Origin of the sequence: Novosphingobium sp. 63-713 (assembly GCF_001898925.1) — a bacterium.
In the GTDB taxonomy this organism is placed as follows: Bacteria; Pseudomonadota; Alphaproteobacteria; order Sphingomonadales; family Sphingomonadaceae; genus Novosphingobium.
Window position 1 is genome coordinate 298,723 of the sequence record NZ_MKVS01000005.1, and the last position, 12,244, is coordinate 310,966.

The 12,244-nt window shown below is 64.4% G+C and carries 11 protein-coding genes and 1 pseudogene; 7 read left to right on the plus strand and 5 right to left on the minus strand.

All coding sequences use genetic code 11. From position 1 onward, the window contains the following. Positions 1 to 210: 210 nt before the first annotated feature. From BGP00_RS02355 to BGP00_RS02380, 6 genes and pseudogenes are all read left to right on the plus strand, one after another. On the plus strand, positions 211 to 1,002 hold the full coding sequence (locus tag BGP00_RS02355) for an SDR family oxidoreductase (protein WP_168601603.1): 792 nt from the start codon (positions 211 to 213) through the stop codon (positions 1,000 to 1,002). Between the two features lie 4 nt (positions 1,003 to 1,006). Beyond that, on the plus strand, positions 1,007 to 1,909 hold the full coding sequence (locus tag BGP00_RS02360; protein ID WP_292921659.1) for a glycosidase: 903 nt from the start codon (positions 1,007 to 1,009) through the stop codon (positions 1,907 to 1,909). Between the two features lie 89 nt (positions 1,910 to 1,998). Then, the gene (locus tag BGP00_RS02365) at positions 1,999 to 2,154 is read left to right on the plus strand and encodes a hypothetical protein (protein WP_292921657.1); all 156 of its coding nucleotides are present in this window, start codon (positions 1,999 to 2,001) and stop codon (positions 2,152 to 2,154) included. 42 nt (positions 2,155 to 2,196) lie between these two features. Then, the gene (locus tag BGP00_RS02370) at positions 2,197 to 2,415 is read left to right on the plus strand and encodes a hypothetical protein (protein WP_292921655.1); all 219 of its coding nucleotides are present in this window, start codon (positions 2,197 to 2,199) and stop codon (positions 2,413 to 2,415) included. A 271-nt stretch (positions 2,416 to 2,686) separates the two neighbouring features. Further along, positions 2,687 to 2,959, plus strand: coding sequence for a protein usg (locus tag BGP00_RS02375; protein WP_168601600.1), 273 nt, complete (start codon positions 2,687 to 2,689; stop codon positions 2,957 to 2,959). 54 nt (positions 2,960 to 3,013) lie between these two features. Further along, positions 3,014 to 3,838 (plus strand): annotated as a pseudogene (locus BGP00_RS02380) (trypsin-like peptidase domain-containing protein); the annotation flags it as partial. Here the strand turns inward: BGP00_RS02380 and BGP00_RS02385 are convergent. Continuing rightward, a complete protein-coding gene (locus BGP00_RS02385) occupies positions 3,822 to 4,697 on the minus strand; it encodes an oxidoreductase (RefSeq protein ID WP_292921651.1) in 876 nt (291 codons plus the stop codon). The pseudogene BGP00_RS02380 and the gene BGP00_RS02385 overlap by 17 nt on opposite strands. A gap of 100 nt (positions 4,698 to 4,797) precedes the next feature. On the opposite strand from BGP00_RS02385, the gene BGP00_RS02390 reads away from it, so the two are divergent. Then, positions 4,798 to 5,706: a LysR substrate-binding domain-containing protein gene (locus tag BGP00_RS02390; protein ID WP_366522323.1), complete on the plus strand. Its 909-nt coding sequence runs from the start codon at positions 4,798 to 4,800 to the stop codon at positions 5,704 to 5,706. Between the two features lie 27 nt (positions 5,707 to 5,733). Here BGP00_RS02390 and lptB read toward each other — a convergent pair whose 3' ends face one another. The 4 genes from lptB to BGP00_RS02410 all read right to left on the minus strand — a co-directional run bounded on the left by lptB (position 5,734) and on the right by BGP00_RS02410 (position 12,243). Further along, complete coding sequence (lptB, locus tag BGP00_RS02395) at positions 5,734 to 6,540, minus strand: LPS export ABC transporter ATP-binding protein (protein ID WP_292921647.1); 807 nt, start codon at positions 6,538 to 6,540, stop codon at positions 5,734 to 5,736. Between the two features lie 121 nt (positions 6,541 to 6,661). Then, positions 6,662 to 9,214 (minus strand): cation-translocating P-type ATPase, encoded by a 2,553-nt coding sequence (locus BGP00_RS02400; protein ID WP_292921645.1) that lies wholly within the window; start codon positions 9,212 to 9,214, stop codon positions 6,662 to 6,664. Between the two features lie 93 nt (positions 9,215 to 9,307). Continuing rightward, entirely contained in the window at positions 9,308 to 11,167 is a 1,860-nt protein-coding gene (locus BGP00_RS02405; protein ID WP_292921643.1) for an AsmA family protein, read from the minus strand. A 203-nt stretch (positions 11,168 to 11,370) separates the two neighbouring features. Next, on the minus strand, positions 11,371 to 12,243 hold the full coding sequence (locus BGP00_RS02410) for a LysR family transcriptional regulator (RefSeq protein ID WP_292921641.1): 873 nt from the start codon (positions 12,241 to 12,243) through the stop codon (positions 11,371 to 11,373). Position 12,244: the final 1 nt, after the last annotated feature.

The following is a 12,244-nucleotide window of genomic DNA, read 5'->3' on the forward strand; positions in this document are numbered from 1 at the left end:
CAGGGCGCAAGGCATGGTGCGGGCGCTTGTTACGCATGAGCATGGGGCATTCCTCGTCCTGAAGGCGGATGCGCTTGCAGCAGGAAATGGCGGAAGAGGACCGCCGTTCCTTGCAGAGCGGGACAGGCTAACGCAGTCTAGCGGAATTATTATTTCCCGCCGCAAAGCTCGCCCCATGGCACCATCTGCCCAGCCGGGCGTTTCGCAGGCATGCCCGATTTCCAGATCCCGTTTCCCGACCATTCCATCGCCATCGTCACCGGCGGCGAATCCGGCATCGGCCGAATGGCGGCGCTCAAACTGGCGCGGGCGGGCGTTCCGGTCGCCTTCACCTATCTGCGCGATCAGACGGCTGCGGATGCGGTGGCGGCGCAGATTGTCGCGGAGGGCGGGCGGGCCTTGGCGGTCCGCACCGATGTCGGCAAGGAAGAGGATGTCGAAGCGCTGTTTGACGCGGCGGAGCGGGAATTGGGCGTGGTCGACCTGCTGGTCAATGCGGCGGGGCTGAACATGTCGGGCATCCTGCTGCGCGATATGGCGCTGGCCCAGTTCGATCATTTGCTGAAGGCCGATCTCTATGGCCCCTTTCTCACCTGCCGCCGCTTTGTCCGCGTGCTGACAAGGCTGGAACGGGCGGGCCGCATCGTCAACATTTCCTCGATCCACGAGCGCGCGCCGCGGCCGGGCGGCGTGGATTATGATGTGGCCAAGGGCGGCCTTGCGCAACTGACGGCAACGCTGGCGCTGGAACTGGCGCCCCGGCATATTGCGGTCAACGGCGTGGCCCCCGGCATGATCCTTACGCCCATGAACCAGAGCGCGATGGACCATCCCGCCGAGTTGAAGGCGAAAGAGGCGGCCATTCCATGGGGTCGCGCGGGCACGCCCGAGGATGTGGCCAATCTGATCCTCTTTCTGCTCTCGCCCGCCGCCGACTATATCACCGGGGCAACCGTCACCATTGACGGTGCACTCTCGCTCACCGTGGCGCTGGGGGCCTGAGGCGATGGCGGCCTATGTGGTGGAGGAGCTGCAGGACGTCACGCTCGATATTGCCGGGCCGGAGGGACGCCTTGCCCATTACGACCTGATGAGCCCCTTTGTCTGGCAGGAGGGCGATCTTTATCGGCTGCTGGTGCGGGTACTGCCCCGCCCGCTTGGCCCGCAGGACCCGACCGGTGTGATCTGGTCAGGCTCCTCGCAGGATGGCCTGTGTTTTCAGATGGCGCAGACGCCGACCCTCTCACCCGGCAGCATGGAGGATGATGCGGGCGGCTGCGAGGACCCCACGCTGGTGCAGGCGGATAGCAACTATCTCATCTATTACACCGGGGTGGACGCCTCCCGTTCGCAAGGCGCGCTGCTGCTGGCCAAGGGCAAGGACCTCATTGACCTTACATGGCAGCGCGTGATGCTCAAGGCCCCGCCGGGCGAAGGCAACATCAAGGAGGCGACGCTGGCTCAGGGCAGCGACGGCCAGTTTCGCCTGTTCTATGAATATGCCAAGGACAATGCCTCACGCATCGGGATGGCCGTGGGGCCGGGGGCGGAAGGGCCGTGGAGTGTGGTGGATGATCCTTTTTCCATCCGCGACAGCGCCTGGGACAACTGGCATCTTTCGACCGGGCCGATCGTGGAAATGCCGGGGTGCGACCCGGTGATGTTCTATAATGGCGCGACGATGGACGCGCGCTGGCGCATCGGCTGGATCAGCTTTGCGCCCGATTTCAGCCGGGTGACGGCGCGCGGAATGGAGCCCCTGCTGGTGCCGCCCCCCGCCCGCGACCGGGCCGACACCGACATTGCCTTTGTCGCGTCCTGCGTGGTCAGCGGGGAGGACATCTGGCTCTATTACTCGCTGGAGGACCGCATATTGCGGCGGGCCCGGATCCGGCGCTATACGCGCTGAAAGACTGGGCCCGCCCCATCGTCAGACCAGCGACGCGCCCGCACCTGTTTCCACTGCTGCGCGCCTCGGCCAGCGCGGTTTCCGAAACGGTGACGCTGGAGCGGCGGATGCTGATTGGTCCGATCTTGCTGAAAACCGCGCAGGATTTGGCCCCCACACAGGCGATGAAGCGGGGAATTGGAAACCATCTCGATGGCAAGGTTGCGGTCTTTGCCCCGGTCAATCCCTCCTTCTGGCCGAAATAGTGGCCAATCTGCTCGACAATGCGATCCAGTATGGGAAACAGGATGGCAGCAGTATCCTGCGTGTCGACCGGCAGGGCGGTGATCGAAGTCGAGGATGATGGACCGGGCATTATTGTCGCCAAGCATGAATTCCAGGGCTTGCGGCAGCTCAAGCCGATTCTGGAATCCTATGTCGCCTATACCAATTTCGATGGCGGCAAAATGAAGGAAGCGGTGATCTATCCGGTCGATCTGGCCCAGACGTCGCCTCCGGGACCATAGGTGGGCATTCCACGCAAGCGCTCGCCCGAGATGGCAAAAAACATCCTTGATGAAATCGCGGAATGTTCCAGAGTTTTCGGAACCGGGCTTTGCAGCCATCGATCCGGTTCTGGCACCTGGCCGATGAGAGTGCCAGAATTTCTATATAAACAATGAGCTTAACCCGATTTTCCGCGCCATTTTCGGCTTGACAGCGGACCCGGAATTACAAATCCTGAACCCACCCAGCCAAACCAACAGGGATGACCAGATCAGCATAGGAGATAGGGATATGAGCGGACATGACGAGTTTGCAAGGCAACTGCAAGGCTATGGGCTCTCCACCGCGGAAATCAGCTATTTCATGCCCGACTATCCCTCGCTGCTCCAGATTTTCGTCTGGCAATTTTATGATGAGGCGCCCCATTTCCCCGAATTGCGCCGGTTTCTCGACGCATGGCGGCGCGATATCGAGGCCGTGCTGCACTCGGTCCGGTTCGTGCATGACCGGCTGCTGGGGCCGCGCGTATGGCATCCCAAAGGGGGGATCATCACGCTGCAATAGGCTTGTTGTTCAGGTGGCTTGAAAAATCCGCATGGTCATGCCCATTTCGCGGCCATGTCAAATATCACGCCCCACCGCCCCCCGAACCGTAACCTTGGATTTGTTCTGCGCTGGCTGTTTCTGAGCGGTTGCATCGCCGCGCTCATGCTTCTGTGGCATGGGCTGAACACCGGGGCCGACAGCTCGGCCGACAGCACAGGGCGGCGCGCCATCACCCCGCGCGGCGATCTGGCCGCCGACGAGAAATCGACCATCGCCCTGTTCGAACAGTCGCGCGGCTCTGTCGTTTCCATCGCCACAAGGCAATGGGTGGAGGATGTCTGGACCCGCAATGTGTTTTCCGTGCCGCAGGGCACCGGGTCGGGCATGATCTGGGACGGCGCGGGCCATGTCGTGACCAATTATCACGTCATCCGCGGGGCGTCCGAGGCCACCATCCGCCTTGCCGATGGCCGCAAATTCCGGGCCGCTCTTGTGGGGGCCAGTCCGGAAAACGACATTGCCGTGTTGAAGATCGGCGTGAGCTTCAAGGCCCCGCCGCCCATCCCCGTCGGCACCAGCAACGACCTTAAAGTGGGACAGCGGGTCTTCGCCATCGGCAATCCCTTCGGCCTTGACTGGACGCTGACCACCGGCATCGTCTCCGCGCTGGACCGGACATTGCCCGATGAACAGGGCGGCGCGGTCGAGCATCTGATCCAGACCGATGCGGCGATCAATCCGGGTAATTCAGGCGGCCCGCTGCTGGATTCGAGCGGGCGCCTGATCGGCATGAACACGATGATCTACAGCCCGTCGGGCGCTTCGGCCGGGATCGGCTTTGCCGTGCCGGTTGACAAGCTGATGCAGATCGTGCCGCGCATCATCCAATCGGGCCGCTGAGATCGTCCAGACGTGCCCGGATGGCGGCGGGAAGAACCATTTCGGCCGCCGCCAGATTTTGGTGAAGATGCGCGCGGCGCGACGTGCCCGGAATGAGCAGCAGATTGGGCGAGCGGGCCAGCAGCCAGGCCAGCGCCACCTGCATCGCGCTCGCGCCGACTTCGGCCGCGATCATGGACAGCGCCTCGGACTGGATCGGGCTGAACCCTCCCAACGGAAAGAAGGGAACATAGGCGATGCCCTGCGCCGCCAGCTCGTCAATCAGCCGGTCATCGCCGCGATGGACAAGGTTGAAGTGGTTTTGCAGGCATACAACCGGCGCGATGGCCTGCGCCTGCGCCACCTGTGCGGGCGTGGCATTGCTGAGCCCCAGATGCGCGATGAGGCCCTGTTCGCGCAAGGCGGCCAGCGTGGAGAACTGCTCTTCCAAGGGGCCTTCGCTGGGCGCATGAACATCGCCCATCAGGCGCAGATTGACCACATCGAGCCGCTCCAGCCCCAGATTGCGCAGATTGTCATGCACCGCGGCCGTCAGCTCTGCGGGGCTCTGCGCGGGCAGCCACGAGCCGTCCTGGCCCCGCATGGCCCCCACTTTGGTGGCGATCACAAGGTCGGCCGCATAGGGATGGAGCGCCTCGCGCAGGATCTGGTTGGTGATATGCGGGCCGTAAAAGTCGCTGGTGTCGATATGGTTGACGCCGGCCTCGACCGCCGCGCGCAGCACAGCAATCGCTTCCCCGCGATCGCGCGGGGGGCCAAACACGCCCGGACCGGCTAGCTGCATCGCGCCATAGCCCATCCTGTTTACGATCCGGTCGCCCATTGAGAAGGTTCCGGCTTTGGCTGCAATGTTCATGACAAATCTCCTCAAGCTGTCGCAAGCTTATGGACTTTGCGGCGATGATCGATAAGCCACCCTATTCCAAACAGGCCGTACGGAATTTCGCACAATGCCCATGGATCTCGATGACCTGTCCGCCTTTGTCGCGGTGGCCCGCGCCGGTGGCTTTCGCGAGGCGGCGCGCCTTTCGGGCGTTTCCCCCTCCGGGCTCAGCGAGGCCCTGCGCAGGCTGGAAACCCGGTTGGGCCTGCGCCTGCTCCATCGCAGCACGCGCAGCATCTCCCTGACCGAGGCCGGGGCGCGGTTGTATGAGCGTCTTTCGCCCGCGCTGGCCGAAATCGGCGCGGCGCTGGAAGGGGCTCAAGCGCAGACCGACCAACCGGCAGGGACGCTGCGCCTCAATGTGCCCGCCAATGTCGCGCGGACGGTGCTGCCCGGCATCCTCGCGCCCTTTTTGCAGGCCCATCCCCATATCCGTGTCGAAGTGACCGTCGAGGACAGCTTTGTCGACATACTCGCATCGCGGGCCGATGCCGGGATCCGCTATGAGGAACGGCTGGAACAGGACATGATTGCGGTGCCGATCGGGCCGCGGGTTCAGCGTATTCTGACGGCCGCCGCCCCGGCCTACCTTGCCGCGCGCGGTCGCCCGGCCCATCCGCGCGACCTGCTGGATCATGACTGCCTTGGCCTGCGTTTTTCGAGCGGCGCCCTGGCGATCTGGGAGTTTGAGAAAGCGGGCGAAGTGGTGCGCGTCGATCCGCCCACCCGACTGCTCATCCAGCCCGGACTGGCCTGTGATCTGTTGATCGAAACGGCGCTGGCGGGCCTTGGCATCGTCGCCCTGTTCGAGGACTGGCTCCGCCCCCATCTGGACAGCGGCGCGCTGGTGACCCTGCTCGAGGACTGGAGTCCGCCCTTTTCCGGGCCGATGCTCTATTACTCCGGCCGCCGACAGGTGCCGCCGCCGCTGCGCGCCTTCATCGATTTTACCCGGCGCCCCTTTCCTCCTGCCAACCAATAAAGTCGGTGCCAATCGATAAGGCCAGCCTCACGCCGCCACGGCGCGGATGTTGGGCAGCAGGCGGCGCAATTGCTCGGCCTCGGTGCCAAGATACAACCGACAGACCTCGGCATCCGACAGCATCTGCGCGGGAGAGCCGGAGAAGATCAGCCGCCCCTCGTGGAGGACATACGTCCGCTCGACCAGTTCAAGCATGTCTTTGAGATTATGGTCGCTGATAAGTATGCCCACGCCCTGAACCTTCAGCAATTGTATGGCCCGCTTGATCTCGATGATCGCCAGCGGATCAATGCCCGCAAAGGGTTCGTCAAGCAGCATGATCGCCGGATCGGAGGCCATCGCGCGAGCAATTTCACAGCGCCGCCGCTCTCCGCCCGAAAGCTGGAGGGCCGCCAGTTTGCGCAGATGTTCCAGTTGAAACTCCCGCAATATCAGCTCAAGCCGCGCCGCCTGGGCGGCCCGGTCCGGTTCGCGAAATTCCAGCACCGATCCGATATTCTGCTCAACCGTCATGCCGGAAAAGATCGAAGGCTCCTGTGGCAGGCAATTGAGACCGAGGCGCCCCCGCCGATCCGCCGTCCAGCCCGTGACATCGGCCCCACCCAGCATGATCCGCCCGGAATCGGCCTTCATCAGCCCCATGATCAGGTTGAAACACACCGTCTTTCCGGCGCCGTCGCGCCCGAGCAGCCCCACGATTTCGCCCGTATTCACGCTCAGCGTCAGATTGCGCAGCACAGTCCGGCCGTCGCAGGATTTGCCCAGCGCCTCGACGATCAGCAGGCGACCATCCCTTTGCCCGGCCTTTTGCATCGGATGGTTGAAATGACACATCGCGCCCGACTCTTCCGCCCCCAAACTGTATTCGAGGATGATGCCAGATGCGGACCCGCGCCAAGCTAGGTAATTGTTCGTAAATGCTCCGGGCAGGCATTCGCCCTGCCCGGATAATGCATCATGATCGCCCCAACCGCTTCTCAAACTCATAGGCAATCAGCAGGCCGAAACCACAAAGAGCAACAGCCGCGAAATCGAGCGCGTGCAAAGGGGCAAAGCGGAGAATATGCTGGATCGGTGCAAGTGTCAGGATCAGCGCCGCACCGATGGCGATAAAGGCCAGCACAAAGCGGAACGTGATATTGTGCCGCAAAAGGGCGTGGCTGAGCTGCGCGCTGAACGAGCGATTGGCAAAGATCAGCGCCAGAATCGCCGACAGCAGCGCGAAAAAGGACAAGGTCCGCGCCCGATCCGGCGCCAGTCCATAATGGTCCGCGCCCAGCGCAATGCCGCCCACAGCGCCCAGCGCCAGCAGGCCCTGCAAAACGGCCCTGCGCACCAGCGGTAGCGAGAACAGACGCTCATCGGTCGGGCGCGGCGGACGCTCCATGGTCCGGCTTTCCTCGCGCTCGGCCTCGAAAACCAGTGCGCAGACCGGATCGATCACCATTTCGAGAAGAGCGATCTGAAGCGGCGCCAGAATGATCGGCAAGCCGAACAGGAGCGGCAAAATGGCAAGACCCGCGATGGGCACATGGACACCAAAGATGAAGGCCAGCGCCTTGCGGATATTGTCATAGATGCGCCGCCCGACGCGGATCGCCTCGACAATCGCGCCGAAATCATCCTCCACCAGCACGATGGAGGCGGCCTCGCGGGCGACATCGGTTCCCCTCTTGCCCATGGCGATGCCGATATGGGCGGCCTTGAGGGCGGGGGCATCATTGACCCCGTCGCCGGTCATGGCCACCACTTCGCCTGCGGATTTGAGCGCATTGACGATGCGCAGCTTCTGATCCGGCATGGTGCGGGCAAACACCAGAACATCGGGCACGCACGCCATCAATGCCTCATCGCTCAGCCTCGCAATATCGGCGCCCAGCATGATCTTTCCATCGCCAATTCCCGCCTGCATGGCGATGGACCGGGCGGTTGCGGCATGGTCGCCGGTAATCATCACCACGCGGATCCCGGCCTTGCGGCACTGTGCCACCGCCGCCGGAACGCTCTCCCGCAGCGGATCGGCCAGCCCGGCCAGACCCAGCAGCGCGAAAGGATAATCGGCAATCGCCATAGCCGGATCGTTACCCCCGATCCTGGCCATGGCGACGGCCAGCACGCGCATCCCCCGTTCGGCCATGGCCTGCGCCGCGGCTTCCAACCCCGCCAGATCCTGCGCGCCAAGCCCGCAAAGACGGCCGACGGCCTCCGGGGCGCCCTTTGCCGCAACGACGAGCGACGGATCATCGCCATCGCGCCAGACATTCGCCATGGCCAACAGTTCCGGCGTCAGCCCATGGGCGCGAACCAGCGCCATGCCGTCGCCTGTGCCGCCCCCCGCCTCGTCCGCAGCCGCGTGAAAGGCCACCTCCATCGGATCCACCGGCACCGGCGCGCTGGCCAAAGCAGCAATATTCAAAAGGGCCGACGTGCGGGGATCCTCGCTTTGCTCCGCAAGGGGCGATGGCGCGCCGCCCGGAAACCACAGTTCGGCCACGCTCATCCGGTTCTGCGTCAAAGTGCCGGTCTTGTCCGTGCACAGGACCGTGGCCGCGCCCATCGTTTCAATGGCCGAGGTGCGCCGGGTCAGCACGCCCACCTGCGCGATGCGCCAGGCGCCCATGGCCAGAAAGATCGTCAGCACCACCGGAAATTCCTCCGGCAAGAGCGACATGGCCGTGGCGATCCCGGCCAGCAGCGCATCAAGCCATGACCCGCGCAACAGGCCATAGAGCAGCACGACCAGCGCCGCGATGGCCAGCCCGCCGATGGCGCACAGCGTGACGACCCGCGAGGTTTCCTGCTGCAGCCGCGGCGCTTCGGTTTCCAGCGTGGCCAGCGATTGACCGATCTGGCCGATCCGGCTGCGCGGCCCGGTTGCCGTCGCCCGCGCCAGCCCCCGGCCCCGCGTGATGATCGAGCCGGAAAAGACCAGCGGCAGATCATCACCGCCAGGTTCGGCATCATCGCGGTCATCGGGCCGGATCGCCCGCTTGCGCACAGCCACGGATTCGCCGGTAAGCAGGGCTTCGTCGGCCTCCAACTCGCGCGCTTCCAGCAGGCCGGCGTCTGCCGCCACCCTGTCCCCCTGTTCGAGGACAAGTATGTCGCCTGCGACAACGTCGCGCCCGGCGATCCGGGTTGCCTGCCCGTCGCGGATCACCAGCGCGCGCGGCGCGGAAAGGTCGCGCAGGGCCTCAAGCACATTTTCCGTGCGGGATTCCTGAATGATGGTGATGGCAATGGAAAGCAGCGCGAACAACAGCAGGATAATTGCCTCTGTCCTGTCGCCCAGAGCAAGATAGATGAGGCCCGCCGCCAGCAGCATCGCCAGCATGGGCTCGCGCAGCACTTCCCATGCAATCCGCCGCGGCGTCCGGCGCCCTGCGCGCGGCAATTCATTGGGCCCGTCGCGTTCGAGCAAGGCGTCCGCCTGCGCCTGCGTCAGGCCGCTGACGGAGGAAGTCGCCGCCTTGGCGAGCGGCGGGGAGGCAATGGCGCTTTGAGGCATCGACCGGGCCCTTCAAACAATCCCACAGACCGCGAGTGTGCGCCAATATGCTGTAATTACGCAAGCCGCGCGTCAGTCATTGGCCCGATACGCCTAACGCATGACCTGACGTTCCAGCGCGTTGCAATCGGCATCCCGGGCCAACGGCTCCTGACGACCGGCAATGGCGGAGGCTAGCATGTTGATCACCCCGCCCACCGTTTTGGTCCTTGGCGGCACATCAATATCGGGCGCCTTGACCGTGCCGCCAAGGATCACCTGACCCGGCAGACGCAGCAGCGAGGGCTTTTTCGGCGCGCCTTTGAGCGTCAGCATCAGCCTTTCATTGCGCAGATCGATGGTGCCCCGGACCTGTGTCTGCGCGCGCGAGGAATCGATGAGGACCGGCGCGGGCCGGGCCATGCCGCCTTTGATCTCGAGCCGCGCCACCACACAGCGCAGATTGTCCGTCTCATCCTTGCCCATGGTCAGGCCGCGCCCGACATCCTGCCCCAGCAAGGCGGCGGTGCGCGCGGGAATTTGCCCATCGCGCCCGACGAGCGCGAGCACGCCACCGCCCGCGCCAAAGGCGTCGGCCAGCGTATGGCCATAACCGGTGACCGCCAGACGCCCGATCAGGCTGCCGTCGATCTGTGCGCGGGGGAAAAAGTCGAGCAGCCGCGCGCCGCGCAAGGTCAGGCGCAGGTCGAGCCTGGGGTCGGGCCTGCCTGTGTCGGTCTGGTCGATCCGCATGGTGCCTTCCATGCTGCCATGCGTCATGCCCACGCGCAGCGCGCTGATCTCCAGTCGGCTGCGCTCCAGCGACAGATGGGCGGTCATGCTGCGAAACGGGCTCTGGCCGGACCAGAGGAGGTGATCCACCCGCAGATCGAGCGCCCCATCGGTGCGGCGCACATGGGTGAGATCTATGGCCGATCCGGGCAGGATGCGGGGGCCCAGACGCGCCTTGATCGCCGCCGCGCGCCTTTTTCCTTCGTTCGAGGAGAGATCGTCAAAGTCGAAATGATCGGATCGCAGCGCGCCCGTGATCCGGCTGCGGCCATCGCGTTTGACGATGGTGGCGTGGCCCGCAATGTCCGATCGGCCGATCGTGCCGCGCAGGTCATCGATCGTCCAGTCGGGAATGCTGCGCCGGATGCCGGCGGCCAGTCTGACGGGTTGTGTGCCGGGCAAACCGGCCTCGATGATCGCGTCCAGCAGCCTCAGATCCTCGGCATGGGCGCGCGCGCGGCCCTGAAGATGGCCCAGATCCAGCGGCGAGGGCATGGTGCCCTCCAGCGCGAAACCCACCGCAGGGCCCTCGATGGCAACGCTGAAAGGCCATGGAGCCGCGGCCCGCCACTCGGCAATGGCGGCTCCCCGCCCGGTGATGCGCACGCGATGGCCAAGGATCAGCCCGCCGCCATCGATCCTGAGCCCCGCGCCATCGGAGACCACCGCCACATCCAGCGAGCGATCCCGCTTTCTGTCAAGATAGCGCAGGCGGCTCTCGGCCACGCGCAGCATCAGCAAATGCCCGCCCGAACCGCTCCGCTCCCCGCTCTCGTCCTGACTCCAGTTCTTGCGGCCCTGCGCCGTGCGATAGAATTGCAGATTGGCGCCCAGCATTTCGGCCCGCTCAACCGTTGCGCGCCCGGCCAGCAGCGCCCAAACCGAAAAGGACAGATCCACTTGGGCAATTTGCGCCAGATCGGCCAAATGGGGCTCCACCCATGCCGGTTGGGGAATCCGCACCGCGCGCAGGCGGATGCGCGGATGAAACGACATAGTGTCGAGTCGCTCCATCGCACCGATGCTGACCGTGCGGCCGATGCTTTGGCTCAGGCGGCGTTCGACCGTGCCTTTCAGCACTCCCCAAGGGAAAGCCGCCAGTCCGGCAAGACCGGCCAAAACCAGCAGGCCCAGCACGACGGCCAGATAACGCAGACGGAAAAGGCCGGATCCGGCCGTCATGCCCATGGGCGCTGTCATGGTGTTTTGTCATTCCTCGCGATGCGGCAGAATTCAGAGTGCATCGGTGTAATGCATGGCAAGCCAAATGGAGCCGCGAGCGATTTTTCGAAACGTCGATGGCCTGTCACAGGATCGAAGGGCTGATCGGGACATGCCTCAACCGGGTGGCGCAGAACGACTTTGGCCGCCAGACCCGCTCCGGATCAGAGGATGCTTTCGCACAAGGCCAGGATATTGCGATCATGGCGCGCCGATGGCCGGGTCAGCACGCGGATGCCGATAGGTGGAATGGGACAAAGCAGGTCCAGCTTGACCAGGCCCTGCGCCGCCTCATCCACCGTGTCTTCAAATAGGCATACCCACGCCAGCCCGCGCCGCACATTGTTGAACAGCAACGGCAGGGCATCGGTCTCCATCAATATCTTTTCCGCCCGCGCGCCGATCACCTCCAGCGCCTGATCGCAAAGCCCGCGCTGGGCATTGGCGCGCGCCAGCACGATGGCGGGATGCTCGGACAATTCGGCTCCCGAAACCTGTCTGCGCGCCGCCAGCGGATGATCGCGGCCGATATAGACCGCCAGACGCGCCTCGCCCGCAGGCTTGCTGTCGGGCACTTCCTGAGGGTCCAGCGTGAAGAAGGCGGCCATGTCGATATCCCCCCGCCGTACCTGCATCGCCAAGGTCTGATTATCGAGCGGGTCCAGCAGAAAGCGTAGATCGACATGCGCATGGTTCTGCTGGAAACGTTCAATCGCGTCCTGAAACCGCAGCACGATATAGCTGAAGGTGGAAAAGCGGATGGTGCGCCGCGCCGTCTCTCCGGCCAGTTCCTGTCGCAGATCGGCCAGATCCGAGAGGATCGCGGAAAGCCGGTCGAAGGCATGGCGGCCCTGCGTGGTCAACACGGTGGCCTGCCCGGCGCGGCGCTCGAACAGGGTGACCCCCAGCCCGGCTTCCAGTTCGCGGATATGATTGCTTACCACCGCCTGGGAAAGGCCGGTCTGGCCGGCACAGGCGCGAAAGCTGCCATGGCGGACAACTTCGGTGAAGATGTGAATCTGCCGCAAGGTCACCATG

What these genes read in the sequence shown, in the direction of transcription:
- BGP00_RS02355 (WP_168601603.1), top strand. Translation starts at nt 211, where the DNA reads ATGCCCGATTTCCAGATCCCGTTTCCCGACCATTCCATCGCCATCGTC.
- BGP00_RS02390 (WP_366522323.1), top strand. Translation starts at nt 4,798, where the DNA reads ATGGATCTCGATGACCTGTCCGCCTTTGTCGCGGTGGCCCGCGCCGGT.
- BGP00_RS02400 (WP_292921645.1), bottom strand. Translation starts at nt 9,214, where the DNA reads ATGCCTCAAAGCGCCATTGCCTCCCCGCCGCTCGCCAAGGCGGCGACT.
- BGP00_RS02360 (WP_292921659.1), top strand. Translation starts at nt 1,007, where the DNA reads ATGGCGGCCTATGTGGTGGAGGAGCTGCAGGACGTCACGCTCGATATT.
- BGP00_RS02385 (WP_292921651.1), bottom strand. Translation starts at nt 4,697, where the DNA reads ATGAACATTGCAGCCAAAGCCGGAACCTTCTCAATGGGCGACCGGATC.
- BGP00_RS02375 (WP_168601600.1), top strand. Translation starts at nt 2,687, where the DNA reads ATGAGCGGACATGACGAGTTTGCAAGGCAACTGCAAGGCTATGGGCTC.
- BGP00_RS02370 (WP_292921655.1), top strand. Translation starts at nt 2,197, where the DNA reads ATGGCAGCAGTATCCTGCGTGTCGACCGGCAGGGCGGTGATCGAAGTC.
- BGP00_RS02410 (WP_292921641.1), bottom strand. Translation starts at nt 12,243, where the DNA reads ATGGTGACCTTGCGGCAGATTCACATCTTCACCGAAGTTGTCCGCCAT.
- BGP00_RS02405 (WP_292921643.1), bottom strand. Translation starts at nt 11,167, where the DNA reads ATGACGGCCGGATCCGGCCTTTTCCGTCTGCGTTATCTGGCCGTCGTG.
- lptB (WP_292921647.1), bottom strand. Translation starts at nt 6,540, where the DNA reads ATGTGTCATTTCAACCATCCGATGCAAAAGGCCGGGCAAAGGGATGGT.